The organism is Undibacterium sp. GrIS 1.2, assembly GCF_040544435.1.
Lineage (GTDB): Bacteria > Pseudomonadota > Gammaproteobacteria > Burkholderiales > Burkholderiaceae_D > Undibacterium.
The window spans coordinates 19,889-45,728 of record NZ_JBEONP010000042.1; the positions used below are offsets into that span (position 1 = coordinate 19,889).

Annotated in this window: 22 protein-coding genes and 1 other RNA gene; 17 read left to right on the top strand and 6 right to left on the bottom strand. The window is 46.3% G+C overall.

Features of this window, described 5'->3' with window-relative positions; all coding sequences use genetic code 11:
• Positions 1–426: 426 nt before the first annotated feature.
• From AAKU61_RS16560 to AAKU61_RS16595, 8 genes are all read left to right on the top strand, one after another.
• Positions 427–1,689 carry a serine hydrolase domain-containing protein gene (locus AAKU61_RS16560; protein WP_354334072.1) on the top strand — a complete coding sequence of 421 codons (1,263 nt, stop codon included), beginning with the start codon at positions 427–429 and terminating at the stop codon, positions 1,687–1,689.
• Positions 1,690–1,696: 7 nt separating this feature from the next.
• Complete coding sequence (locus AAKU61_RS16565; protein WP_354334037.1) at positions 1,697–2,698, top strand: NADP-dependent oxidoreductase; 1,002 nt, start codon at positions 1,697–1,699, stop codon at positions 2,696–2,698.
• Positions 2,699–2,833: 135 nt separating this feature from the next.
• Positions 2,834–3,769 carry a glutathione S-transferase family protein gene (locus tag AAKU61_RS16570; RefSeq protein WP_354334039.1) on the top strand — a complete coding sequence of 312 codons (936 nt, stop codon included), beginning with the start codon at positions 2,834–2,836 and terminating at the stop codon, positions 3,767–3,769.
• A gap of 74 nt (positions 3,770–3,843) precedes the next feature.
• Complete coding sequence (locus AAKU61_RS16575) at positions 3,844–4,746, top strand: SDR family oxidoreductase (RefSeq protein WP_354334041.1); 903 nt, start codon at positions 3,844–3,846, stop codon at positions 4,744–4,746.
• A 260-nt stretch (positions 4,747–5,006) separates the two neighbouring features.
• On the top strand, positions 5,007–5,903 hold the full coding sequence (locus tag AAKU61_RS16580) for an alpha/beta fold hydrolase (RefSeq protein ID WP_354334043.1): 897 nt from the start codon (positions 5,007–5,009) through the stop codon (positions 5,901–5,903).
• Position 5,904: 1 nt separating this feature from the next.
• Complete coding sequence (locus AAKU61_RS16585; protein WP_354334045.1) at positions 5,905–6,354, top strand: acyl-CoA thioesterase; 450 nt, start codon at positions 5,905–5,907, stop codon at positions 6,352–6,354.
• An 85-nt stretch (positions 6,355–6,439) separates the two neighbouring features.
• Positions 6,440–6,883, top strand: coding sequence for a GNAT family N-acetyltransferase (locus AAKU61_RS16590; RefSeq protein WP_354334047.1), 444 nt, complete (start codon positions 6,440–6,442; stop codon positions 6,881–6,883).
• 82 nt (positions 6,884–6,965) lie between these two features.
• On the top strand, positions 6,966–7,412 hold the full coding sequence (locus AAKU61_RS16595; protein ID WP_354334048.1) for a GNAT family N-acetyltransferase: 447 nt from the start codon (positions 6,966–6,968) through the stop codon (positions 7,410–7,412).
• A 91-nt stretch (positions 7,413–7,503) separates the two neighbouring features.
• Here AAKU61_RS16595 and AAKU61_RS16600 read toward each other — a convergent pair whose 3' ends face one another.
• The 4 genes from AAKU61_RS16600 to AAKU61_RS16615 form a co-directional block, all read right to left on the bottom strand.
• Positions 7,504–7,818, bottom strand: coding sequence for an Mpo1-like protein (locus AAKU61_RS16600; RefSeq protein WP_354334050.1), 315 nt, complete (start codon positions 7,816–7,818; stop codon positions 7,504–7,506).
• A 35-nt stretch (positions 7,819–7,853) separates the two neighbouring features.
• The gene (locus AAKU61_RS16605; protein WP_354334052.1) at positions 7,854–8,966 is read right to left on the bottom strand and encodes an FUSC family protein; all 1,113 of its coding nucleotides are present in this window, start codon (positions 8,964–8,966) and stop codon (positions 7,854–7,856) included.
• A 299-nt stretch (positions 8,967–9,265) separates the two neighbouring features.
• Positions 9,266–12,667: an ABC transporter permease/M1 family aminopeptidase gene (locus AAKU61_RS16610; protein ID WP_354334054.1), complete on the bottom strand. Its 3,402-nt coding sequence runs from the start codon at positions 12,665–12,667 to the stop codon at positions 9,266–9,268.
• 37 nt (positions 12,668–12,704) lie between these two features.
• Positions 12,705–13,634: an ABC transporter ATP-binding protein gene (locus tag AAKU61_RS16615; RefSeq protein ID WP_354334056.1), complete on the bottom strand. Its 930-nt coding sequence runs from the start codon at positions 13,632–13,634 to the stop codon at positions 12,705–12,707.
• 470 nt (positions 13,635–14,104) lie between these two features.
• On the opposite strand from AAKU61_RS16615, the gene ffs reads away from it, so the two are divergent.
• From ffs to AAKU61_RS16630, 3 genes are all read left to right on the top strand, one after another.
• Positions 14,105–14,203: signal recognition particle sRNA small type (gene ffs / locus AAKU61_RS16620), an RNA gene on the top strand.
• A 282-nt stretch (positions 14,204–14,485) separates the two neighbouring features.
• Positions 14,486–14,947, top strand: coding sequence for a cache domain-containing protein (locus AAKU61_RS16625; RefSeq protein WP_354334058.1), 462 nt, complete (start codon positions 14,486–14,488; stop codon positions 14,945–14,947).
• 77 nt (positions 14,948–15,024) lie between these two features.
• Complete coding sequence (locus tag AAKU61_RS16630; protein WP_354334060.1) at positions 15,025–15,486, top strand: cache domain-containing protein; 462 nt, start codon at positions 15,025–15,027, stop codon at positions 15,484–15,486.
• 326 nt (positions 15,487–15,812) lie between these two features.
• Here AAKU61_RS16630 and AAKU61_RS16635 read toward each other — a convergent pair whose 3' ends face one another.
• Entirely contained in the window at positions 15,813–17,408 is a 1,596-nt protein-coding gene (locus AAKU61_RS16635) for an esterase/lipase family protein (protein ID WP_354334062.1), read from the bottom strand.
• A 342-nt stretch (positions 17,409–17,750) separates the two neighbouring features.
• Between AAKU61_RS16635 and AAKU61_RS16640 the strand changes: the two genes are divergently transcribed.
• From AAKU61_RS16640 to AAKU61_RS16655, 4 genes are all read left to right on the top strand, one after another.
• Complete coding sequence (locus AAKU61_RS16640) at positions 17,751–20,177, top strand: DNA polymerase III subunit gamma/tau (RefSeq protein WP_354334064.1); 2,427 nt, start codon at positions 17,751–17,753, stop codon at positions 20,175–20,177.
• Positions 20,178–20,259: 82 nt separating this feature from the next.
• Positions 20,260–20,586, top strand: coding sequence for a YbaB/EbfC family nucleoid-associated protein (locus AAKU61_RS16645; protein WP_322119116.1), 327 nt, complete (start codon positions 20,260–20,262; stop codon positions 20,584–20,586).
• 158 nt (positions 20,587–20,744) lie between these two features.
• The gene (recR, locus tag AAKU61_RS16650; protein WP_354334065.1) at positions 20,745–21,341 is read left to right on the top strand and encodes a recombination mediator RecR; all 597 of its coding nucleotides are present in this window, start codon (positions 20,745–20,747) and stop codon (positions 21,339–21,341) included.
• Positions 21,342–21,454: 113 nt separating this feature from the next.
• Positions 21,455–21,643, top strand: coding sequence for a hypothetical protein (locus AAKU61_RS16655; RefSeq protein WP_322119114.1), 189 nt, complete (start codon positions 21,455–21,457; stop codon positions 21,641–21,643).
• A 73-nt stretch (positions 21,644–21,716) separates the two neighbouring features.
• Here the strand turns inward: AAKU61_RS16655 and AAKU61_RS16660 are convergent, their stop codons facing one another.
• Entirely contained in the window at positions 21,717–22,319 is a 603-nt protein-coding gene (locus AAKU61_RS16660; RefSeq protein ID WP_322119113.1) for a MarC family protein, read from the bottom strand.
• Positions 22,320–22,554: 235 nt separating this feature from the next.
• Between AAKU61_RS16660 and AAKU61_RS16665 the strand changes: the two genes are divergently transcribed.
• Together AAKU61_RS16665 and AAKU61_RS16670 are read left to right on the top strand one after the other, a co-directional pair.
• Complete coding sequence (locus tag AAKU61_RS16665; protein WP_354334068.1) at positions 22,555–22,743, top strand: DUF1289 domain-containing protein; 189 nt, start codon at positions 22,555–22,557, stop codon at positions 22,741–22,743.
• Between the two features lie 206 nt (positions 22,744–22,949).
• Positions 22,950–25,268: a xanthine dehydrogenase family protein molybdopterin-binding subunit gene (locus tag AAKU61_RS16670; RefSeq protein ID WP_354334070.1), complete on the top strand. Its 2,319-nt coding sequence runs from the start codon at positions 22,950–22,952 to the stop codon at positions 25,266–25,268.
• Positions 25,269–25,840: the final 572 nt, after the last annotated feature.

Sequence of the window (25,840 nt, forward strand, 5' to 3'; positions counted from 1 at the left end):
CATTGGTAAAACCCCTCTCCCGCCAGCGGGAGAGGGCGAGCTAATCGCTGATTTGACGCGCAATAGTTATTCGGATGCTGATGTTTAAATCGGTGAATTATAAATATACTGAGATGGGGTATTTTTAGTTGTCCATAGAATCATTGGACAATAAGCTATATTTTAATAAAATCGGGGGGAGTATGTGAATTTCCCCTTTATATTGATCTTATATTTTCTCGATTAACTTTACCAAAGTTCAACCAAAGTCAGACCAAAGGTATAAGCAAATAAAGTGTCAGCAGGTCCTAATAAATCCAACAGTAAAAACACAGAATGGAAACAGGAGACAGCATGCCCACAACAAAAAGAATACAAAGAACGCGTCAGAAATCATCAATCGCATCGGGTTTTACACTCGCGACGAAGTTACTTATCGGCGGACTCATGACTACAGCAATCAACACCGCAATCGCACAAACGGCTTTACCTGATCCAGCGAGCACCGATCCAAAAACGCTGGGCTGGATGCAAGGTTTTCCACCCGCGCCAGACAAAGTCGTTAAATTTAGTAACGGTAGTAACTACCAGTTTCCTCGCACCCGATGGTCGTTTTCGCATGGGCGTGAGTTAGGTCCAACAGCAAACGTCTGGCATGGCACGCTGGCTGCGTCCCCCTTGCCGCAAGCATTGGCGGATCTGGATAAAGTCTCTTTTGTTGATGACAAGGGCGCCAATGCGACCTGGGCCGATATGCTCAACAATACCTATACCGACAGCGTTTTGGTTATGCACAAAGGTCGTATCGTGTATGAGAAATACTTTGGTATCAGCAAACCGCAGTTGCCGCATATCGCTATGTCCGTGACTAAGTCTTTTGTCGGTACTTTGGCGGCAGCAATGGCGGTTGAAGGTAGCCTGGATTCTACTGCGCTGGTGACCAAATATCTGCCTGAATTAAAAGAGTCCGCTTATGGCGATGCTACAGTGCGTCAAGTCATGGATATGACGATTGGTGTGCAATATTCTGAGAATTATGCTGATCCTAAAGCCGAGATTTGGGATTACGCCAGAGCCGGTGGTTTGTTGCCGACAGCACCAACGTATGATGGTCCTAGAACCTTTTACGATTTTCTGGTTAAGCTGAAAAAAGAAGGTCAACACGACGATGCATTCGCCTATAAAACAGTAAATGCAGAAGTGCTGGCCTGGATCATCAAGCGTGCCAGTGGCAAATCGCTGGCGGATTTATTGTCTGAACGTATCTGGCAAAAATTAGGGGTCGAAAATGACGCCTATTTTGCGGTTGATAGCATCGGTACCGAGCAGGGCGGTGGTGGTCTCAATCTTGGCTTACGTGATATGGCTCGGTTTGGCGAGATGATGCGTTTGGACGGCAAGTTTAACGGACAGCAAATTATTCCTAAAGCTGCCATCGATGATATTCGCAAAGGTGGTGATCAGGCCAAATTTGCTAAAGCCGGTTACGCCACTATCCCCGGTTATTCGTATCGCAATATGTGGTGGATAGGACATAACAGCCACAAAACTTTTGAAGCACGCGGTATCCATGGTCAACGTATTTACATTGATCCAGTGGCCGAAATGGTCATCGTTAAATTTTCTTCTCACCCCATCGCTGCCAATGGCGCAAGTGACCCTATCACTTATCGCGCTTTTCAGGCAGTCGCTAACCAATTAATGAAATGAGATCAACATGAGCACAACAACTTACCAACGTATTGTCCTTGCATCCCGCCCAAAAGGGGAAGTTCAGTCAGATAACTTTCGTCTGGAGACAGTCCCTGTTCCAGAGATCAAAGACGGAGAAGTCTTAATCCGCAATCACTTTATGTCACTCGATCCGTATATGCGTGGCCGTATGGAAGAGTCGAAAAGCTACGCGGTTCCACAAGCCATTGGCGAGACCATGATCGGTGGCACCGTGGGCGAGATCGTCGCGAGTAAAAATCCTCAGTTTGCTGTCGGCGATAAAGTCGTTGGCATGTTGGGCTGGGCAGAGATGGGCGTATCCGACGGCATCATGTTGCGCAAAGTCGATACGACGCATATTCCGTTGTCGGCGTATCTCGGCTCTGTCGGTATGCCAGGGATGACCGCCTGGTACGGTCTAACACAAATCATTCATCCTAAAAAAGGTGAGACGGTCGTAGTCTCCGCAGCCAGTGGTGCAGTCGGTAGTGTGGTCGGCCAGTTAGCCAAACAAATGGGCTGTCGAGTTGTTGGTATCGCCGGTGGTGCAGAGAAGTGCGCTTATGTTGTGAACGAATTAGGCTTTGACGCCTGCGTCGATTACAAAGCCGGTAACTTAGAGGCCGACCTCGCAGCAGCGACGCCAGATGGTATTGACGGCGTGTTCGAAAACGTTGGCGGTGAAGTATTCGACGCTAGTCTGGCACGCATGAATCAATTTGGTCGTGTTGCCCTGTGTGGCATGATTGCCGGGTACAACGGTGAAGCAATTTCTATCCGTAACGCGCGTGTATTCTTGACCATGCGTGTGACTTTACGAGGCTTCATCGTATCGGAACATATCGAAATGTGGCCACAAGGCTTGAAAGAACTGGGCACTCTGGTTGCTACCGGCAAACTCAAATTCCGTGAATCGATTGCACCAGATTTGGCTGCCGCACCAGAGGCATTTATTGGTTTGCTGAAGGGTAAAAACTTTGGTAAGCAGTTGGTGAAGTTGGTGTAACTGGCCTAACGGATTTAATCAATTTTTCTGCCTCTCACATAAGCAGAGAGGCAGAAAACACAGCAGATTAGTAGAGTTACTGTTGTGCGTTGTGATTTGAAAAGTCAATTCCAATAGCCGCAAAAAGAGGTGTTCATGTCCGATATTATTTTCCATCACTATCCAGTTTCACCGTTTTCAGAAAAAATACGTCTGATCTTCGGGTTTAAAAATCTGAGTTGGAAGTCTGTGATGATTCCGTCCATCATGCCAAAACCAGATGTGGTCGCGTTGACTGGCGGTTATCGCCGTACGCCGATCATGCAAATCGGCGCAGATATTTATTGTGATACCGCCTTGATTGCTGACGTGCTGGAAACTCTCGCACCAACGCCGTCACTCTATCCAGAACCGATTGCTGGCTTGTCTAAAACACTGGCACATTGGGCAGATACCACCTTGTTCTGGACTGCGATTGCCTACACGTTTCAGCCCGCTGCGATGAGTGGCATTCTGGGCGATATCACGCCAGAACAGATGAAGGCGTTTGGTGCTGACCGTGCAGCGATGCGGGCCAATGCACCGCGTATGTCTCTGCCAGAGGCGACCGGACAATTGCAAGAGTATCTGCGTCGCTTGGATGCTATGTTGGCGGGTGGTCAAGCGTATTTACTCGGTGATCAGGCGAGCATCGCTGATTTTTCTGTGTATCACGCTTTGTGGTTTATCCGGCGTGTTCCCGCAGTGGCAGGGATTCTGGATGCGCATCCGCTTCTGCTTACATGGATGGATAAGATCGCTGCCTTTGGTCATGGGCAGTTTGAAAAAATGCGTAGTGCTGAGGCGATTGAACTCGCCAGTACATCTACGCCTGCTGCTGTCACGTCCAGTTTTGTTGATACTCACGGCATTGCGTTGGGTGAGCAAGTCACCATCATGCCTAACGATTACGCACTGGACCCGGTGCAGGGTGAGTTGGTGATATGCAGCGCCAATCAGTTAGCGGTACGACGTCACGATGATCGTGCTGGTAACGTGACTGTGCATTTTCCACGTGTAGGTTTCCAAATGAAACGCGTAACACCGGCTTGAGCTTTGAGCAAACTAAGTCTTAATTGATCCTTTTGCATTAATCGTTTTTCCCATAAAAATAGCTGGAGACACCCATGAAAAATTTTCAAAATAAAGTAGCCGTTATCACTGGTGGTGGTAGCGGATTTGGTCGTGAATTTGCGCTGATCGGTGCCAAGCTCGGTATGAAGCTGGTATTGGCCGATGTGCAGCAAGATGCATTGGATAAAGTCAAAGCAGAGCTGGAGGCAATCGGTGCACAAGTATTGACTATGCACTGTGATGTGCGGCATGCGGCAGAAGTGCAGGCTTTGGCCGACGCCACGATGGCACAATTTGGCGCTGTGCATTTAGTCTTCAATAATGCCGGTGTCGGTTCTGGTGGGCTGATCTGGGAAAACACCCAAGCCGACTGGGAATGGGTATTGGGCGTCAATTTATGGGGCGTGATCCATGGCGTGCGTATCTTCACACCGCTGATGCTGGAATGCGCAAAGACCGACCCAGATTATGAAGGTCATATCGTCAACACCGCCTCTATGGCAGGTTTGCTCAACGCACCGACCATGGGTGTGTACAACGTTTCCAAGCATGCTGTCGTATCTTTATCCGAAACCTTGTTCCAGGATTTAAGCCTGGTCGAAGCACCGATAGGCGCATCGGTCTTATGTCCTTATTTTGTTCCAACCGGTATCAGCCAGTCGCAACGTAATCGTCCCGACGACGTACAAGCGTCAGCGCCGACAGCCAGCCAAAAAGCCTCGCAAGCGATGTCGGATAAAGCAGTCTCTTCAGGTAAAGTCACTGCGGCAGAAGTTGCGGAAAAAACCTTCAAAGCGATTAGCGACGGCCAGTTCTACATCTACTCACATCCGGCCGCGCTGGGCAATGTGCAAGAGCGTATGGAAGATATCATTATGCAACGTAATCCAGGCGACCCATACAAAGCAGCACCACACATCCGCGATATGCTGCGCGCTAAGTTGAAATCAGCCTGATAGAAGTTCCCGATAGTTGACCTGAAGTCTGGCTTTGCAATCAAGCTCATTGCCAGACGGATGAGATATTAGAAGTGCAGAATAAGGCAAAGTAAACACCTGATAAACGCAATAGACATTCAATATACTCCTAGTCAGTAATATTAGATTGTCCATAGATTATATGGATAATAAGCCAATTTTCATTAAATTTATGGGGAGTATATGAAATATTTTGCTTTCTTGCCCAAATCTCCAATCAATTTTATGGTGGTGAAATTATGAGTGCAGTCATACAATCAAATCAATTCGCATCGCTGTCCAACGGTACTCGTTTGCATTACGCCAGCGCCGGCCAGGCGGGCAAGCCTTTGCTGCTTTTTGTGCACGGATTCCCTGAGTTTTGGTACGAGTGGTCGGCGCAGTTAGGCGAGTTTGGTCAGGACTATTTTGCCGTCGCACCGGACCTGCGAGGTTTTAATTTGTCGGATATGCCTGCTGATTTGTCTGCGTACAAGGCGCGTCATATTGTCGACGATTTGCGCTTATTGGTTGCGCATCTGGGCTACGAAAAAGTTGTCATCATCGCGCATGATTGGGGCGGTGCGATCTGCTGGAATCTGGCGATTGCCTTCCCTCAGTTGTTGCATAAGCTGATCATCATTAACTCACCGCATCCGTATTTGTTTATGCAGGCGCTAAGCACTGATCCCTCCCAAAAATCGGCTAGCGAATACATGAACTGGTTGCGGGCAGAAGGTTCAGAGAAAGCGCTAGCTAAAGATGATTTCGCGCTGATCGAAGGATTCTTTAACGGAATGGGACAAGCCAATACGGGCTGGTTTGATGCAGAGACTCGCGCCAAATATCACGAGTGCTGGTCACGTGGCTTGACTGGCGGCGTCAATTATTACCGCGCCTCGCCTTTGCACCCACCGACAGACAGCAATAAAGGACCATTACAACTGCAACTCAATCCTGACGACTTCAAAATCAAAGTGCCGACCCGCGTGATCTGGGGCGAGACCGATAAGGCCTTACCAAAGACTCTGCTCGATGGGCTAGAGAACTTTATCGACGATTTAGAAGTCGTGCGCATCCCAGAAGGTAGTCATTGGGTCATCCATGAACAGCCTGCGCGTATTAATCAATTGATCCGTGGATTTTTAGAGCAATAAAATGGCACGTACTGATTTTGCTTTTTTTCATTCGTTACGGGTACGCTGGTCAGAAGTCGATATGCAAGGCATCGTCTTCAACGGCCACTACCTGACGTATTTTGATGTCGCTTTTACTGAATACTGGCGCGCAACCAACTTGCCCAATGTCACCTTGCAAGCGGAACAGGGCAAAGAACTATTTGCCCGTAAAGCCACGGTCGAGTATATGGCGCCCGCCAGATTTGATGATGTGCTGGAGATTGGCGTACGCTGCGCGGCAATCGGCAATTCATCCCTGCGTTTTGTGCTGGAGATTTATATCGGTGATCAGCATCTGATTTCTGGCGAATTATTCTATGTCTATGCTGACACCGCTGTGCGCAAAGGGGTTGCCGTACCTGAGCAATGGCGTGCGATCATTTCTGAATTAGAAACTTGTAAACCTGAGGCTAATCAGGGTAAAGTTTGAATTTTTTGATCCGCTGATCATGGTGGTGAGAGTCCATCTTTAGTTGAACAATCAAGGCCACTAGAATCTATACCGAAACAATATTATGACTACAACAGCAAACACTGACGCAGTGCGCGTCACCTTAGGTTCTTGGGCAGAACTACAAAAAGAAGCACAGGCAATTCGCTATGATGTCTTCGTCATTGAGCAGAATATTCCTGTCGAATTGGAGTGGGACGAGATGGATGCGCAATGCTTGCATGCCGTCGCCTACGACGCACAAGGTGCAGCGGTAGGTACAGGACGCTTGCTACCCGACGGCCACATCGGACGCATGGCAGTCAGAAGCGCTGCGAGGGGACTAGGTGTCGGTGCTGCCATCTTACAAAGCCTGATGCAGCAAGCACGCAACCGTGGCGACAAAGCAGTCAAGCTCAATGCACAAACCTCAGCAGAACCGTTTTATGCCCGTAATGGCTACAGCCGTGATGGTGATGTGTTTGAAGAGGCGGGGATTCCGCATATCAGTATGTCGCATGAGTTTTGATGGTAGCCTTTTCTGGTTCCGCGATGACAAGCTTAGTTGCCTAAATCCCGTTTGGCAAACATTAACCCAAGAGAGTGGTTAGATGTATTTGGATGATTTAATTATTCGGTCGATGGAAGAGCGTGACGCGGCATCTATCTCTTTACTGATGCCAGAGTTGGACTATGAGGCGTCAGAGCAAACTATATTACGAAGATTTGAAGACGTTTTTGCTCGTTCGTGTGAATGCGTTTTTGTCGCAGAATTGAATAGTCAGGTAGTCGGATTTTGCCATGCTACGGGCGTCAGGCGCATTGATAGTGATGGCTATGGCGAAATATTGACACTCGTTGTAAGGAACGAATTTCACAGGCAAGGAATTGGTGGGCATATGGTGCGTTACGCGTCAGATTGGATATACGCTAACGGCTTCTCACGGGTGCGGCTTGGATCAGGAGTTCATAGAGTTGAGGCTCATATCTTTTATGAGTCTTTAGGTTTTACTAAGTCTCGACCAGGATGCGTATTTGAACTTAGAAAGACAATGTGATCTCATAGCAGTCTTAAATTAGTCGTTTTGAATTTATTGAGTATTTACTTCGGCGCGCTTCAGACGACTAAAATTTTCCTTGATCGATTAGTCAACCTGTCTGAAACCCAATCTTCCCAGTCCATAACTGCCAATACATCATCCAATCGCCCATCAAGGAATACAGCGGTTGTTTGAATGAGGCAGGTCTGTTTTTCTCAAAACCAAAATGACCAACCCATGCAAAGCCGTAACCGCTTAGCGGTGCGGCGATTAGCCATGCGCCGGCACCGGTGCCAATAAACATTGCCAGACAGAGCAACACCAGGGTTGATCCGATAAAGTGAAGTTGGCGGCAGCGGCGATTGCGATGCTCACTTAAATAGAAGGGATAAAATTCGGCGAAGCTACTGTATTTTTGATTCATGCTGGTCTCCTTAGATTATTCTTATGCGCGCTTCTTTATTCTGGGTCTTTGTCAGTTTTGGCTCGTGTTGTCGTCTGTGTTGTTGATTTCACTTTACCAGCAACATGCGTCAAAATTTTAGGATGATGCAAGACCCATCCGCCGGCAACGCCGATCAGACTACCTAAAATAATATCGAATAAGCGTGTCAGTACCAGCGAATCGGGAGGGATTCTGACAGACGCCCCTTCTGCAAATAACATGGTCAGTGGCGTAATAAAAATAACAGCGACGCCGTAATTCCTGACGATGAGGATTTCAACGATAAATTGTAATACCGTGATGGCTAGGGCATAAGTCCAGACGTTTAATGGCAATGAGAAAATTATTGAGGTCAGCCCCATACCCAATGCGGTACCGATAATACGATGGACTTTTTTATGCCAGATCAAGCGGAAGGTAGCACCTTGCATAATCGCTGCACAGGATACCGGTACCCAATAGGGATTATTTAAATGCAGCAGCCGTGAGAGTAAAAACGATCCGCCGACAAAGCTGGCAATGACTAAAGATTCCAGCACGATCGCAAAGATGTCGCGGTCTACCGGCGGCACTGGTGTGAGTTTGATCGGTTTGTTGGCGATCGCTAAAGAATAAATAAAGGCGATTAAGCAAGCCAGCATGCCGCCGATCGAAATCAGTCCTACCCGCATCGGTATACCTGCAAGGTTAAACGGCATGGTGCTTCCGACTGCGATCATCAGAATAAAAAAGAAGCTGGCGGGTGGTGGTAAAGAATAATAACGGCAGATGACGTCGATCAACAGAACAGTGAGTGTCATCACAGCGACTGATACATAGGGATCAAAGCTGGCGCATAAACCTAAGGTAAAACAGACCGAAAAACCGAATGAACATGCCACCAATGTCAACATGCGGTGAGCAATAGATGTTTTAGGTAGATACAAAATGACCAGGGTACCCATGCCAACCAGAATGCCGTAATCTTGCTTTCCAAAATAGGCTCCGGCAAATACGGGAATCCCCATGCACAACGAGACGATGAAGGCAATATGCCAAGATCTGCTCGGCGTATTCCACACCAGCAATTGTCTGATCTCGGTCAGAATCGCCTGCCATATCCGATTGATTGCGTTATCGTTTTGCATTATTTTTAAAGCGGATTCATTGAAGATCGCTTTCCCTTTGGCTTAGTGTTTTATTGCTTAAAAACTTCCTGGTTGACGTCGCCAGTGAATTTCTTATTAGCCGCCTATTACCCGACTATCAAGCGCCTACCAACCGCCTATCAGCAATCTATTTTAAATCAGCTAACTTAGATCAAATAAAAATATCACCTTAAAATAAAAAAGCGAACACAGCAAATGTTTGCCATGTTCGCCCTGAGTATTGCGATCCGCTTATCTGGACATCTGGATGCGTTATTTCTTTGCTTTATTTATCTTACTTACTTTGCCGCCATTTCCACCTTAATCAAGTTGTCTTCGGGTTTGCGGTCGATATACATATTGTCTGGATCAATCCCGGCCTTAGCTGGTTCACCTTTGACTAACATCGTAAATGTCATCTCTTTACGATCAATGAATTTACGCTCACGCAGCAAGGGTTTGCCATCTTTGTCGTCGACGCCGATATCTATCCATTCGTGCAGCGGGACTTCTTTTTCTGCGCCGAGCTCATCTGCTTTGAGTTTGTTCATACTAGCCTTGAGCGTCACTTCATACTGACCGTTGCCAACTGCTTTGGCGCTGGCGGACAAGGCGCGATTCTCAAATAGGATAATGGACTCAAACAGGTCAGTGATCAGTGCTTGTTTGTCCTCTGGCGTGACCTTGCGCAGTGCATCGACTAGCACTTTACTACTAGGGTAGGGCGCGCCTTTGTTGGCATATTGCGCCAGCACATCGCGTAAAGCAGCATTGACTTTGTCCTGACCAATCTGGCTTTGTAGCAAGTACATCACCAGACTACCTTTTGAGTAATGGATATAACCTTGATTTTCGTTAAAGGCAATTGGCAGTTCCTTCTTACGCTCTTGTCCGCGACCGAATAAATACTGATCCAGTTCGTATTTGAGGAACTTACGCATTTTGTCTTTACCGTAGGTTTTTTCCATGACCATCAGGGCAGAATACTGCGCTAAGGTTTCTACCAGTATCGTCGCACCTTTGGTATTGCCCGATACCACCTGATGCGCCCACCACTGATGTGCTACTTCATGTGCCGTAACATAAAACGGATAGTCCAGATCTTTGGGATCTTTGTCATCTACTTTGGCAATAAAACCAATACTTTCCGAAAATGGAATCGTATTCGGGAAGGCTTGCGCGAAGCTGGCGAAACGGGGGAACTCGACAATGCGAACCATTTTATGTTGATAAGGGCCGAAGTTCTGGGTGTAATACGTCAGCGACTCTTGTACACCTTTGATCATGCGATCCAGATTGTATTCATGACCTTTTTGGTAGTCGATTTCAATCGCGACATCATTCCATTGTGCTTTCTTAACGTTATAACGTGCTGATAAGAACGCGAAGAAATTCAGAATAGGTTTGTCCGGCGCGTAGTGGAAATAATGCCTGCCGTTTTCCGTCCACTCGTTATCGAGTCGCCCAGGCGCAATGCCGATCTGATCTGCGCTGGTAGACACCGTTGCATCAAAGCGTATCCAGTCCGCATCGTTAGAAATATAGCTATTCGCCAGACCTTTGGGGTCGTCGCGTTCGCGCATTCTTTCTTTTTCCGTTAAGCCATGTTTTTTGCGCTGTTTATCATCACTGAGTTCTGTTACAGATTGGTACCCGATATGTGGAAATGCGCTACTGTTAAAGAAGCTACCGTTGTTCAGGATTTGGCTTTCGCTACCCATGCCTGCCACACCTTTTGGAGCAAACTCCAGTTCAAAATCAAGATTGAGTTTGTCGCCAGCTTCTAAGGAGGGCGTGAGTTTATAGCTATAGAAACCTGTCTTGTCTTGGATCGCTAATACAGCGTTACGATCAAAATGGACTTTATCCATTCGAATATCTTTATTTTGTGTAATAAAGATTTCGCTGATTGATGTCGTCCCTTTATTGACGAGTTGATAGCTGGCTTTGGCATGGGCAGTGCGTGTCTCGGGGAAGATATCTACTGCCACTTTGATATCGGTAATCCGGGGCTGCGGCATGGCTTCGTATTGTTTATAGTGCTTTTCATACTCAGCTCGGTCTTCTTCCCGGTCAAAACTGTTCTCGTAATGATTGACGATATTGGTGTAGTAGAACAACAGGCCGCCGACACTAACAAACATTAGACATCCGACGATCAGGGTAGACCTGATCGCAGGCGTCATACTCAATCGCGCCTGACCCAGGCGATGACGCCATTCGCCAGCCGTACCGCGTACCGACATCAACATCGACAAACCCAATAGCAGCAGCGCGGCACCAGTCCAATACAGTTGATACCAGAACACTTGCGGCAAGTTATGTCCGTAGCCATTCATGTCGGAATAACGTGGTGTCGGCCCACCGGCGTACATGATCATAGGATGCTCAAGACCCAGCGCAGGTACCGCGATCGTGGCGATGTAATACGCGATCATGACGAAATAACCGACGTATTTGTTATTCAATATCACTTGGATAGAGATTGCCAGAACGGCGATTAAGGCGTAACCGGGCCATTGCATTAGAAACAGATGTTGCAGATATTGACCAAGCTCGTAATGGGTGTATCCCTTAAAGGTTTGAATCACAATCCCGCACAACATTAAGACGAATAACAAGATGCCTTGCAGGCTGATTAAGGCAACTAGCTTCGCCATCAATGGTACCCAATTCGGTATTGGTAACGCATCCAGCAATTGCGCAATTCTGGCATCACGTTCGCGCCATACCAGCTCGCCCGCGTAGAAGGTAGTAATGATCAGCATGAATAGACTAAAACTGCCACCGAGCAAATCCAGTACTGCATAGGCGACAGGATAGGTGGTTGTGCCATACATTTTGCTCAGCGCGCTGGAGAGCGAAAACATGAACATCACACCGGTTAACGCAATGACGATGAAATAAACGTTTTTAACGGTTTCGCGCAGGTTAAGCCAGCATTGGCTGATAAACAAAGAGAAGATATTTGAACTGCTGTAGTTGGGCGTTACTAGTGGAATGTTAACTACTGCTGGGGCTGCTTTTTTAGTCGCTTCTTTCTTTTGTTTGCCTCCTGCGGTGATTGCCGCAAAATCAAAACGCCAATAACAAAGCACCAGTGCTAATAAGCCGATGGCACCCCAGATTAGGCGGTTATATAACAACAGGCCTTGCATAGGCACAATACGGGTGTTCTTATCCGTAATGCTCCAGTATTCAGTCACGCGACTGATTGCACGTGAGCCAAACGGATCGAGCAGGGCGGCTAATGTTCTGTCATCAACGTCGCGTGCTAAAGTGCCAGCAACCAGATAACCGATGAGTAAAACTACGCTACAAACATACACAGGCAACATGCGACGATACAGTGCACCCAGCGTAAAAAACAAGGCGCCGAAGATCATCAGATTCGGGATTAACGAAGTCAGATATGGCGCAACATAGGCCGCGGGAATCATCGGACCAAGGAAGTTTCTACTCAGGCCCGGTAAATAACAACCTAACCATGCGCCCAGACTGATACTAGAAAAAATCAGAATCAGAGTGAGCAGGGCACCAACATAGCGTCCCCCCAAATACTGAAATTTGCTGATTGGTGAGCTATAGAAAAAATGCCAGATATTGTGTTCAGTATCTTGTTGTACCGCCCGGCCCATCATGGCAGCAACAATCACAACACCAAAATAACCGAGGAAAGTGACTGTCTGCGAAATCGCCACAGGCGAGTTGAAGGATAATAGGAAGCATATTTTTCCCTTAAGCGGCTTGCACAGCAGGTGCTGAATGTTGTTGCAGCCCCAGTGGCAACTGCTGCGGCAAGAGATTCGCCATCGCAGAGAAATAGACGTCCTCTAAATTGCCTTGCGCTTGGGTAAAGCCGTCGCCAGGATTGCTATCTGCATACACATGCACAAGCGTACGGCCGGATGTCAGGCGACTAGAGATCACCTGATATTGTTGTTGGAAGTGTGCCAGCTCACTCTTCTCGATAAAACGTTTCCAAATTTTGCCTTGAATCTGATCAATCAATTCCAATGGCTGACCCGTCAAAATCACAGCACCTTTGTTGATGACAGCCATGTGATTGCATAAATCTGCTACGTCTTCCACGATATGGGTAGAGAGAATGACGATTTTGTCACTGCCAATGTCAGACAACAGATTGTGAAAACGCACGCGTTCTTCTGGATCAAGGCCAGCCGTTGGCTCATCGACGATAATCAATTTTGGATTACCAAGTAGCGCTTGCGCAATCCCGAAACGTTGGCGCATACCGCCGGAAAACCCCCCGACATGTTTGTTTTTTACGTCGAATAAATTAGTTTGATGTAGCAAACCTTCTACGACTTCTTTGCGTTGCTTACCGTTAGAAAGCCCTTTCAGTACCGCAAAGTGATCCAATAAATCATAGGCGCTGACTTTAGGATACAAGCCAAAGTCTTGTGGCAAATAGCCGAGTACGCGACGCACGTCATCTTTATGTGTCTTGATGTCCATAGTGTCTAGCTGCGCAGTACCAGAATCAGCATCCTGCAAGGTTGCCAATGTACGCATCAAAGTAGATTTGCCCGCACCGTTGGGGCCGAGTAAGCCAAACATGCCAGCCGGAATCGTCAAAGAAATATGATTAAGTGCCTGTACACCATTGCTATATTGCTTGGATAAATTCTGTATGCGTAGTTCCATGACCATTCCCTAAAAAGTGTTTTAAAGTGCTGATGTTTTATACGGTGCAGTGCAAAAAAAGCAAGCTGTTGGATTGTGATCAGTAATTTTCAAAATTACAATATGTTTTGCATCGATCAAGTTTTTATTGATGCCTTTATTAATGTCGTCACTGAGCTATATTTTTTGCAGTTTGCACAATAAAAGACTTAGTCATTGCATTCCATCAAAAAGCGACGAAATAGCTCTGAGTGAAGATGAAAACAGAATTTATGGGGATGGAATAAGCAGGTGTTTGATGAAGAGCATGCTAAAACTCAGGATGGGTGAGTGGGTCACGAATTGATTAATGCTGAACCCATACAGCACTAACGCCCAATCCAAACCTGAATAGAGTAGGCTTAGATCAGGTATAGATTAGTTTTGGCAGGATTAATTTTTCAGATAAAAATGCCAGCACGAGCCAGTGGTCATACGCTATAATATGCGCTGGCGGGCCCCTGCGCATTGCGGCGTGGCCAATCTGGTCAGGTCGGGAACGAAGCAGCCACAGTCATTTCCCGTAAGTGCCGCAGATCAGGCTCGCCTCCTTCCTAAGATCTTCTCCATTCAAGTTTTATCGCCTCATCATTAGATGTATTTGAGTTATCTTCAAATGCGTCAATGAACAAATCCATCCTCAAATTATTCACGCTTTATCTGCTTGCGTTAGCACAGGTTTGTATTTATTCTAGGTAACAGCATGTTGAAAACGGATTTAAAAAATCTGCTTAGCTTTGCGTGCAGTGTTTAAATCAAATATCGACAGGCTTTAAAAATTGCATTCCAAGAGTTGTTGATTCATCCCAATCGATCTATTGAGGAGATAAATAATGAGCGTCTTTAGTAAATTTCTAATGTCCTGCGTGTTGAGTCTTAGCTTTCTGCCCGCAGCGTTTGCTGCCGATGACCGTGGTACCAAAGATCAGGCTATCGCGATGGTAAAAAAAGGGATTGCGGCGATTAAGGCTCAGGGGAAAGAGAAAGCATTTGCAGAGTTTGCCAATACCGCCAATGCGGATTATCACGATCGCGATCTTTATCTGATTGTGTACGACCTGAACGGGATTAATTTATCGCACGGTAATAACCCAAAAATGATGGGTAAAAATCTAATCGAGTTGAAGGCTGGCGATAAATTTGTTGTGAAAGAAATGATTGCTGTGATCAAAACAAAAGGAAGTGGCTGGGTAGATTATCAATGGCCAAATCCAGTCACTAAAGTATTGGAAAACAAATCGACCTATGTTGAGAAAGTGGACGATTATTTTGTTGGTTGCGGTATTTATAAATAACATCGAGATCTACAAGCCACTCTGATTTGGGTGGCTTTTTTGTTTTTATCTGCGTTGTAAAAATAGAGGGGACTTCCATGAACTACCTTAGCAAAATTTTAATGTCATGCATATTGAGTTTTAGCTTATTACCTGTTGCTTTCGCTGCTGATGATCACGGCACAGCAGACCAGGCCATTGCGATGGTAAAAAAAGGCATTGCGGCAATTAAAGCGCAAGGTAAAGAAAAAGCATTTGCCGATTTCAGTAATCCGGCAAACAAAGAGTTCCATGACCGGGATCTGTATTTAATCGCTTATGACATGAATGCGGTCAATTTGGCGCATGGCAATAACCCAAGAATGGTCGGTAAAAATTTAATGGAACTCAAAGCCGGTAACGTTTATGTCGGCAAAGAAATGGTTGCCATCATCAAGAGCAAAGGTAGCGGCTGGGTTGATTATCAGTGGCCAAATCCAGTCACCAAGGCATTGGAAAATAAATCGACCTACGTTGAAAAAGTGGATGATTTTTTTATTGGTTGCGGAATCTATAAATAAGCTGCGCTAATTGCTCAGGTTAATTCGATAGCTTGCGTTGCTAAAGCTGAGCGGTTTGCGCTGACAATCTAGTAATAAAGATTTGTTTTTTTTAATGGTTTTAATATACTCATTATTAGTATATATAAATCGTCCATGTAAACCTTGGTCAATATGCTGTTTTTTTGAAAAAAGTAGGGGAGTATATTGATTTTGGCTTACTTGCGTCCGTTGTAAGCAATGTAGCGCTTTATTTGCTCTAGCACTCTTTAGCGCTGATCGAAATATGAAAAAAGCCACTCTAGCCGAGTGGCTTTTTTATGGGCTTAGTTTGCGGTTGTAATACTTCATGCACAGCCATTCCATGCTGTGACGACAAAGCGTAGGTTGCCGCTCATGCCGGGTGTAGTGTCGCTGTCAAATGGAATGCTGACCTCGATCTTGCCTTCGCATAGTCCCTCGGTATCAATTTTTTGATCGGCGATGGCAGTGCCTTGGTTTTGCCATGCATAATGAATTGTCCAAGCTTCGTCCGTGCTTGCTGGCGGCACCATTTCTAACAAGATGGCGTTACGGAATAAGTAACCACCTTCGTAATGTTCATTAATCCATAATTTACGGTCGATTTCGTAGTCCGGCACCCTCACGCCCAGCGCTACGCTATACGCCAAGGAGCGGCGTTGTTTGTTGACGCGGGAGCGGTTGGCTAGGAAAACGGTGGACAAGTATTGAGGACCATTTTTGACTGGATCGGTATGCCATTCGTCTTGGCTCATACAGGCAACAGAATCTTCTTCACTGGTACGGCGCGTCAGATACCAGAGCTTGCCGCGAGGGGATGCCAGAATTTCAAATTGATATAAAGCGTTGACGGTGCGGCCATCGTCTACCGCTTTTTGTACTTCATCAGGTAAGCGGACTTCTTCTACATCGACCCAGATATCTACCCGCACATCGCCAAATAAAAATCGGGTTAAATTTTGATACGACTCTTCGCTATTAACGATGCCAAAATAACCGGAATGCGAACGGTAGGCAAAGCCTTTTGCACATGGCGTGCTGGCGCTGCCATCTTGATGGATGCCATGGAGTATTGCATTATCAATACGGACTAAGCCATCGCTGCCATGACCCGCAAAGGTGCGGGATAGGCCCATCGCTACTTCGTAATCGGTGCGGTTACTACCGACCATACAAAATACTTTTTCGGATGGAAAACGATCTTCCGGCAACCAATCGACGCGGCCAGTTGCGGCATAAGTGTCTTGCAAATCCAGATAGCCCGCCATTTTTTCACGGTTAAAATTATTCATGTCCGATGCACTTAGCCATGAGGGAATGTTCGCTCCCAATATGTCTATTCCGTTATGGGGTGTAGCATAAGTGAAGAATTTATCGACATATTGTTTGGCGTTATTCGGGTCATTTGCAGGGTTTTGTAACAGGCCGCGACAGACCAGCCCACCCATAGAGTGAGCAACTAAATAACAGCGGAAATCTTCTGGCGTGATTTGATTGTCTGGATTGGCGCAGGCCAAATCTCGCAGACGCAAAATGAGTTCCGCTAATTTTTGTGAGAATACTTCGATGCCAGGTGTCTCTCCGATGCCCAGCAAGCGGGATGCTTCGTCGTAATAACGATAGATGATGATGGAGCGGCTGCTTAGCTTATTGTCTGGATCGGCGACCCACTCAGGATCGAGGATGTCATAACCATCTTCGTACACATCGCGATAGTCAAAGTCGGAGGCGAGCCGGATCACGGGTGATTCAAAAATATATTTACGCGGTTGCCGCGTTTTGTCCGGCACTGCGCGATACACGGTGGAGCCAAGATTAAAGCCGCAAAACGGGTCGACGCTAGTTTCATCAATTTCCGCTGGCGTCATTGCATAGCCACGCACATAGATGATCGGGTAAAAAGGGGCGTTTGGATTGCTCATACCATCCTTAGTTTTTGGTAACGCCTCTGCGTAATTTGTGAGAACGTTGACGTATTTTTCTAGCTAACATCGGTGAACTCAGTCATGCATCATGACTGGCAGGCTTTCATTTGTTATCTATTTTGAAATGTTATCGTTATAGTACAATTATTAGGCTTAAGCAAATGTTTGTAAGACATATCTGAAAAGCTGCCGGATCGCCCTGAGTAGTCTAATCAGTGTTTTTAGATATTTCATCTTCTTGACGGCAGAGAATTAACCGTTTGCTATCTCCATTATTTTTAATCAATGATCTTTGTCTGCACTACGTCAAAACAGAGTCGGATAAGGTAAAATCCCGTCATGTCATATCAAGTTCTCGCCAGAAAATATCGTCCCAAAAGCTTTGAAACGCTGGTTGGGCAGGAGCACGTGGTTCGTGCCTTATCTCATGCGCTGGAGCAGCAAAGGCTGCATCACGCGTATTTATTCACAGGGACTCGTGGTGTCGGTAAAACGACGCTCTCACGCATACTGGCTAAATCCTTTAATTGCATCGGTACCGATGGTAACGGCGGCATCACCTCGCACCCTTGTGGTGTGTGCGAAGCCTGCGTGGCGATTGATGCCGGACGCTTTGTTGATTATATCGAGATGGATGCGGCCTCTAATCGCGGCGTGGATGAGATGGCAGCATTGCTGGAGCAGGCAGTCTACGCACCATCGAATGCACGCTTCAAGGTCTATATGATCGATGAGGTGCACATGCTGACTAACCATGCGTTTAACTCCATGTTAAAGACGCTGGAAGAGCCGCCTGAGCATGTCAAATTTATCCTCGCCACCACCGATCCACAAAAAATCCCAGTGACGGTATTGTCGCGCTGTCTGCAATTTAATTTGAAGCAGATGCCACCTGGTCATATTGTTTCGCACCTGGAAAATATTCTCGGCCAAGAGCAGATCGAATTTGAAGTCCCGGCACTTCGCTTGCTGGCACAAGGTGCACATGGTTCTATGCGCGATGCCTTATCGCTGACAGATCAATCAATTGCGTATGCAGCTGGCAAAGTGACCTTAGAGGCAGTGCAAGGTATGCTGGGTGCACTGGATCAGTCGTATCTGATCCGCTTACTCGATGCCTTGGCTGTGAAAGAGGGCAAAGCTTTGCTGGATGTCGCTGACGAAATGGCGGCACGCAGCTTGTCTTATAAATCAGCTTTGCAAGATTTAGGTAGTTTGCTGCACCAGATCGCCATCGCACAAATGGTGCCGGATGCTGTGCCTGAGGACATGCCAGAGCGCGACGATGTTATTCGCCTCGCTGCCTTGTTTGGTAAAGAGGAGATTCAATTGTTTTACCAGATCGCGGTACATGGTCGTAATGAGTTGCCGTTAGCACCGGATGAATACGCTGGTTTTAGTATGACGCTACTACGCTTACTAGCCTTCCGTCCGTCTGATAGTGGTGCGGCAATTTCTGGTAACACCGCTGGTGGCCCAGGTGGATCTGCGCCGTCTGGCCGCGTTCCTCAACGTCCAATTATGCCGAGTGTAGCAAGCCCAGTAAATTCAGTCAGATCAGTAAATTCAGCTAGTTTAATTAGTGGGCAACTAGCATCCAGTCCGCCTTTAAGCTCCGCTGCAATAGTCTCGCCAACAATGTCTGTAGCGATACCGCACGTTGTGCCAGTTATGGCCGTGCCGGTTGTTGAATCTTCTGCTCAAGATAATCAGGTAGCTCGTGTTACTGAACTTGTTTCGACTGCTCAGCAGGTGGGGGAAATACTTCCAGAAGTAATACGAGAAGCGCTTCCAATCGTAGCGCCGGTAGTTCTACCAGCAACCGTGGCAGTCCCTGTTTTATCGCCTCGTGATGCTGCGTTGGCTGCTGCTGGTTTACGTAAGCCTTCAGTTGCCAGTCGTGCAGCAGTTGCTGAAATATCTGCAACACGTCCGATAGCGGCACCTGTTACGGTGCTAGTCTTAAGTTCAGCACCAGCTAGGCCAACTGCCCCAGTTGCGTCATTTGCCAACGCTACGCAAGTTGTTTCTCCGACAAAAGAGCGACACCCATCACCCGTAAGCCAGACAAAAATAGCGGCGCCAGCCGGGATGGATGACATGCCGCCTTGGGACGAAGATATGATGGAAGCGAGCTCTTCTAATGAGTTGCCGTCACATTTTCAGTCCGCTGCTTTTGATGATCAGTTTGATCAGGCTGCGATTGTTGCCGTGCAAGTGAAGTCAGAAAACCCAGCACCTCCCGTTAACCTTCCTCAGCCGACCATATCAATTTCGGCGCAAACTACAAATACTAGCGAAGCGCCAACTGACTCTGCAGCATTTGGGGAGTCGCCACAAATAGCAGCGCGCGTTATAGAAATTAAACCAATACCAGAATTAAATTGGGATGGACATTGGCCTAATCTGGCAAGCAGTTTGCCGATGCGTGGCGTGGCACAGCAATTAGTGCAGCAAAGTGAGTTAATTGATTGCCAGATCAACGGTAATACATTCGTATTTAGTTTGCGCGTACCTTTGCAAACATTATTATCATCTGGCAGCGTTGAAAAATTAGAGCTCGCTTTGTCAGAGCGTTTTGCAAAGACAATTAAGGTCGAGACTAAAATCGGTGCCGTCGAGCAAACCGCTAACGCCCAGGCAGTTGCTGAGCGCGCAGAGCGTCAGCAGCTTGCAGAAAAATCGATACAAAGTGATTCCTTCATTCAGTCTTTAATGCGAGAATTCGGCGCGTCTATCGTGACTGGCAGTATTAAACCTGTTTGATTTCTTACAAAATGATTCGGCCAATAGCTACAAATTAATCAAGCATTTATCAACACCATTGAAAAAGTTTTAGGAGATTTTTATGATGAAAAACCAAATCGCAGGCTTGATGAAGCAAGCGCAAGCCATGCAAGACAACATGAAAAAAGCGCAAGACCAATTGGCGCTAGTTGAGGTAGAAGGGCAATCTGGTGCAGGTTTAGTCAAAGTAGTGATGACATGCAAAAATGACGTAAAACGCGTCACGATAGACCCGTCTTTGCTGGCCGACGATAAAGATATGTTGGAAGACTTGGTTGCAGCTGCTTTTAACGACGCAGTACGCAAGGCAGAAGCCACATCGGCTGAAAAAATGTCTGCGTTGACATCTGGCATGCCATTGCCACCAGGCTTTAAACTGCCGTTCTAAGTACGTTTTTGCAGAGGGTATAAAGCCCTTTGCAATGTTAAGTTTTGGTATCTTGCCTCCGTATTTTTGTTCGTCCTCATGCAGAAAATTCGTCTCTTCGCTTTTTCGCGCTATGCTTTTTATCTGTTCTTTATTTATTAACGGTCTATTCCCCCTAAGTGAAACCCCATACCAGTCTTGAATTTCTTGCAGAAGCTTTGCGTCGCTTGCCCGGAGTCGGCCCTAAGTCTGCACAACGTATGGCATATCACTTGCTGCAACACGACAGGGACGGTGCGTCGCAATTGGGCAGAGCATTGATGCAGGCTGTAGAGAAAATTAAACACTGCCAGCTTTGTAATACCTTTACCGAGAGTGATGTTTGTGAGACTTGTCTTGATCCTGAGCGCGATGCCTCTTTACTTTGCGTAGTAGAAACGCCGTCAGATCAAATGATGATTGAGCAGACCATGACATACAAAGGCATGTACTTTGTATTAATGGGGCGTTTGTCTCCGCTGGATGGTGTCGGGCCAAAAGATATTCATCTGGAAAAACTAGTCGTCCGTGCGACAGATGGCATTGTGGTTGAGGTCGTGTTAGCGACCAACTTCACCAATGAGGGCGAGGCAACTGCGCATTATATTGGCGAGACTTTAAAATCACGTGGATTAAAAGCTAGCCGTCTTGCCCGGGGAGTGCCAGTTGGTGGTGAGCTTGAATATGTAGATGCCGGGACGATTGCAAGGGCAATGTTGGATCGTCGCGCAACTTAATGTAGTACGGATTAGCTGGTATCAATTTAGGCATCAATACCCGATAGATGCCTAATTATTTTAGATACTAGATAACTAAGTAGGTAGTTAATTGAGTAGGTAAGGATGACAATATGAATCGACGATTTTTCAAACAGTTCGCTATCGCTTTGCTGCTGTTTTTGCTCGGTTACTTTACTTTTAATAATAAGTTATTTGCGCAAAATGTAGAGCAAGGTCTCGCGCAAAATGCAGAGTTGCAATTGCGCTATTCTGCACATAATTTAGCTCTGATACCTTCATCTGCTGAGTTTGTATTTTGAGTTGTCGGATTTTATTTTACGTTTAATTTCCACGCTCATCTCTGCCTTTAATCTTGACTTTGAATCTTGTGCGTCAAGATAAAGTTTTCAGATAATCGCGTATTCCTGCTAGCAGCATCTCTACTGACATTGCTGTCAATATCAATCCCATCAAACGTTCAAACGCTGTCATTACACGCTTGCCTAATACCCGTTGCATCTGTTCTGCACTGAGTAAAACAATGAGCCAGACTATGGCTACTGCGGTGAGTGCCGCTAGATGTACGGCGACGTCCATTTTGCTATCGGACGAAAATAATAATACGGTTGCTAGAGCAGAGGGACCTGCTAATGCAGGAATAGCCAACGGCACAATGAAGGGTTCGTGATCGTCTTCCACATCGCCAAAAATACCGCCTTCTTGCGGAAACACCATACGTAATGCGATCAAGAATAAAATTACGCCGCCACCGATACGCAGTGATACATCCGAGAGTTGCATCGCTGTTAAAAAATGCTTACCAAAAAACATAAATAGTAATAACAGGGCAAAGGCAATCGCACATTCTCTGACTACGACACGCCAGCGACGCTCTGGCGAAACATGTGACAGTGCGCTGACAAAAATTGGGACGTTACCGAACGGATCAGTGACCAGTATCAGTAAAATAAAAGATTGAAAAAAGTCTTTGGTCATAATTTTTTAGCGTGCTTTGATGGTGTTCTATGGACTGTAAGGCATCGTAAGTGAATTGACGAGGTGCCACAAGACAATTTTAGAAAGCGCGTTATTATTCGTCATAAATAACGAGTACCGAGTCTTTACATTACGCTCTGACTGTTGTGTCCTTGCTGGTAAATGACCAGTTGGATGATGCTTGTATATGTAGACGGACTAAAATCACTAAGTTTGACTTTGAATGGCAATAATTATGTTTGAAAATAAAGAACGACCTGATACCCCTTGCGTTGCAGTATGTTCCACTACATTTGACGATGTATGTCGCGGTTGTGGTCGCACAGTGGCAGAGGTTGCTGAGTGGGTTTTCATGTCACAAGAGCAAAAAGAAATTGTATGGAGCCGCATATTGTCTGAGGGGTATCCGCGGCGGAATAAATAAACGCTGTGTTTTATCTGTGCTAACTTTAATCAACAATAAAACTTACGAAAAACCGCCTCAGCAAGGAGTGGCGACGAGGGCTGTAATTTAGTTCTTAGTACTTCACTTGGGACTTCACTTAGTACTTCAACATAGGAACTGCAACGCAGCTTAGATAATTTTGCGTAAGTTCCAAAAAAACATAATCAAATTATGGAGACATAGCAATGACAAAGCCTGAGCTGGGATCAACATCCAAAGCAATAACTGCAGCAGCACCCAAAAACAAGTCGCGTCGTCGTTTTGTCTTGGGCGGCTTGGGCGTCACTGGTGCGCTTGTGGTTGGTTGGGGTGTGATGCCGACACGGCAACGTCAAAACGGTAGCAGCGCTTTGCCTGTGATGAATGACGAAGTAAGCTTGAATGGTTGGATCAAGATTGCTAAAGATGGTACGGTTACGGTTGCCTTGCATAAGAGTGAGATGGGGCAGGGTATTCATACCGCTTTGCAGATGTTAATTGCGGAAGAATTAGATATCGGCATGCCTAGCATCAAAACGATGTACGCTCCCATCGATAAAATTTATGGAAACGTTGTCGTCATGGCCGATGGTTTGCCATTTCATCCCGATGACACCGGCGTATTAAAGCGGACAGCGGTATGGATGACAGGTAAGTTTGCGCGCGAGTTGGGTTTGCAATTAACAGGCGGATCATCGAGTGTCAAAGATTCTTGGGGTCCATTGCGTGAAGCAGGTGCCACCGCACGCGCGATGCTTGTAGCTGCAGCAGCAAAAGAATGGGCCGTGCCACCAGAGCGATGTCACACCTCTGATGGCAAAGTAATCCATTCATCAGGCAAAAGCCTCACTTATGGCGATTTAGCGCAGAAGGCATCTCAAACTGAGCCTGGCGAAATACGCTTAAAAAATCCACAAGACTTTAAGGTAATTGGAACGCCACAAGCGCGTACCGATTCAGCGTCCAAGGTCAATGGTAGTGCGGTATTCGGTCTTGATGTAAGACCGCCGGGTTTGCTTTATGCCGCGCTAAAGATGAGTCCGACCATTGGCGGCAGTATTAAAAACTTCAATGCCGATGCGGTGAAATCTATGCCTGGAGTGATGCATGTTGTGGACTTCTCCAGTCCTGGTCAAGAGCATATTGTCGCTGGCATTGCTGTGGTGGCTAAAAATTACTGGTCGGCAAAAAAAGCCTTGCTGGCATTGCCGGTAGAGTGGCTTCCCGGTGCACATGCAGGTTTGTCTAGTGCTGGCATATTTAAAGAACTTAGTAATCAACTGGATACCGAATCTGGTTTTACTTATTATAAAGTTGGTGATCCCGCGTCTGGGTTTGCTGCTGCGACAGCCAAAGATCAGTTGATTAAGGCAGAGTATCGTGCACCGTTTTTAGCGCATGCCACGATGGAGCCGATGAATTGCACCGCCCAGTTTAAGGATGGAAAATTAACAATCTGGGCATCGACTCAGGTTCCAAGTATTGCCGTTGGCGTTGCAGCTAAGATCGCCAATATCTCTTCCGATAATGTGCATCTGCATATGACCTATTTGGGTGGCGGTTTTGGACGCCGGCTAGAAGTTGATATGGTGATCCAAGCCGTAAAAATCGCCTTAGAAACGAAAGGTGCGCCAGTTCAATTGATCTGGAGCCGCGAGGAAGATACTACCCACGATATGTATCGTCCGGCCGCAATTGCACGCTTTGCAGCGGTCGTTGATGGAAGTGGAAAAATTGCCGCCTATGACAATAAATCTGCTTCTGGTTCTGTCACACATCAAGTGATGCAACGCACATTTGGCTTGCCTGCAGGTGGTCCTGATAAAACAACGGCAGAAGGTGAGTTCGATATGCCGTATGAATTTCCGCACCAAAAGATCGCTCATGTGATTGTGCCGACGCCAGTACCATTAGGCTATTGGCGCTCGGTAGGACATTCTCACAATGCGTTCTTTAAAGAGAGTTTTATCGATGAGTTGGCGCACGCTGCCAATAAAACTCCAATAGATTTCCGACGTGAATTGTTGACGCAGCATCCCAGACATTTAGCCGTACTGGAGGCGGCAGTGAGTAAGGCTGGTGCTGCTCCAGAGGGACGGGCGCATGGCGTGGCATTGCATCAATCATTTGGTTCTATCGTTGCACAAGTCGCCGAAGTGTCGATTGAGAACAATCAGCTTCGCGTACACAAAGTCACTTGCGCCGTGGATTGCGGGATCGCTGTTAACCCAAATATCATTACGCAGCAGATGGAGTCGGCAATTATTTTTGGTTTGTCCGCAGCTTTGTACGGAGATATCACGATTAAAAACGGACAGGTGGAGCAAACCAATTTCCACGATTACCCCGTTTTACGGATGAATGAAACTCCAGACATCCACGTAATTATTATCAAAAGTGCCAATCCGCCAGAAGGTATTGGCGAGCCAGGAACACCACCGATTGCCCCGGCAGTCGCTAATGCCTTATTTGTACTGACAGGCAAGCGCCTTCGTAGCTTGCCTCTGCGTTTGGATGTAGCTTAAATATTTTCAGACTTGTTGTTGGCACGATCTAATTCAAGCTAATCAATCCGTATAGAAAAAACTGCTGGCGTAAATGAAGAACTATTTCTCTTCATTTATGCCAGTTTTCTGTTGAGTATTTCATATACTCCCCTTTAATTTTTATAAAAATAGCTGATTGTCCAAGTTTTATATGGAGGATTAAATATACTAGTCAGGAGTATTAATTATTACTTGCCATTAACGATGTGTACATATTCCGCTCTGATTGCAAATCTGGATCTCTGGTTGGAAAAAACAGTCTCCCTTATCTTGCTATTTCGCAAGATTCCCTTCTTTTTTCTACGCAATTACGGCCAGATTGTTGTCTCAACTGAACCAAAATCTGAAAAAACGGATTAAAAAATCTAAGTAGCCTGGATTTTTTAAAATTAGTTCATTTACTTTTATAAAAACTTAATTTACATAAAGTGAGGTAAATACATTTTTTTATTTTAATAGAGATCTTTGCACGATAAAAAGCCAAGCAGAGTGTTTACCTCAAATGAGACAATAGCAACAGGATAAATTTAAAGAGTGGCAATCATGGCGTG

Coding starts and splice junctions, on each gene's coding strand:
- AAKU61_RS16560 (WP_354334072.1), top strand. CDS start 427: ATGACTACAGCAATCAACACCGCAATCGCACAAACGGCTTTACCTGAT.
- AAKU61_RS16565 (WP_354334037.1), top strand. CDS start 1,697: ATGAGCACAACAACTTACCAACGTATTGTCCTTGCATCCCGCCCAAAA.
- AAKU61_RS16570 (WP_354334039.1), top strand. CDS start 2,834: ATGTCCGATATTATTTTCCATCACTATCCAGTTTCACCGTTTTCAGAA.
- AAKU61_RS16575 (WP_354334041.1), top strand. CDS start 3,844: ATGAAAAATTTTCAAAATAAAGTAGCCGTTATCACTGGTGGTGGTAGC.
- AAKU61_RS16580 (WP_354334043.1), top strand. CDS start 5,007: ATGAGTGCAGTCATACAATCAAATCAATTCGCATCGCTGTCCAACGGT.
- AAKU61_RS16585 (WP_354334045.1), top strand. CDS start 5,905: ATGGCACGTACTGATTTTGCTTTTTTTCATTCGTTACGGGTACGCTGG.
- AAKU61_RS16590 (WP_354334047.1), top strand. CDS start 6,440: ATGACTACAACAGCAAACACTGACGCAGTGCGCGTCACCTTAGGTTCT.
- AAKU61_RS16595 (WP_354334048.1), top strand. CDS start 6,966: ATGTATTTGGATGATTTAATTATTCGGTCGATGGAAGAGCGTGACGCG.
- AAKU61_RS16600 (WP_354334050.1), bottom strand. CDS start 7,818: ATGAATCAAAAATACAGTAGCTTCGCCGAATTTTATCCCTTCTATTTA.
- AAKU61_RS16605 (WP_354334052.1), bottom strand. CDS start 8,966: ATGCAAAACGATAACGCAATCAATCGGATATGGCAGGCGATTCTGACC.
- AAKU61_RS16615 (WP_354334056.1), bottom strand. CDS start 13,634: ATGGAACTACGCATACAGAATTTATCCAAGCAATATAGCAATGGTGTA.
- AAKU61_RS16625 (WP_354334058.1), top strand. CDS start 14,486: ATGAGCGTCTTTAGTAAATTTCTAATGTCCTGCGTGTTGAGTCTTAGC.
- AAKU61_RS16630 (WP_354334060.1), top strand. CDS start 15,025: ATGAACTACCTTAGCAAAATTTTAATGTCATGCATATTGAGTTTTAGC.
- AAKU61_RS16635 (WP_354334062.1), bottom strand. CDS start 17,408: ATGAGCAATCCAAACGCCCCTTTTTACCCGATCATCTATGTGCGTGGC.
- AAKU61_RS16640 (WP_354334064.1), top strand. CDS start 17,751: ATGTCATATCAAGTTCTCGCCAGAAAATATCGTCCCAAAAGCTTTGAA.
- AAKU61_RS16645 (WP_322119116.1), top strand. CDS start 20,260: ATGATGAAAAACCAAATCGCAGGCTTGATGAAGCAAGCGCAAGCCATG.
- AAKU61_RS16655 (WP_322119114.1), top strand. CDS start 21,455: ATGAATCGACGATTTTTCAAACAGTTCGCTATCGCTTTGCTGCTGTTT.
- AAKU61_RS16660 (WP_322119113.1), bottom strand. CDS start 22,319: ATGACCAAAGACTTTTTTCAATCTTTTATTTTACTGATACTGGTCACT.
- AAKU61_RS16665 (WP_354334068.1), top strand. CDS start 22,555: ATGTTTGAAAATAAAGAACGACCTGATACCCCTTGCGTTGCAGTATGT.
- AAKU61_RS16670 (WP_354334070.1), top strand. CDS start 22,950: ATGACAAAGCCTGAGCTGGGATCAACATCCAAAGCAATAACTGCAGCA.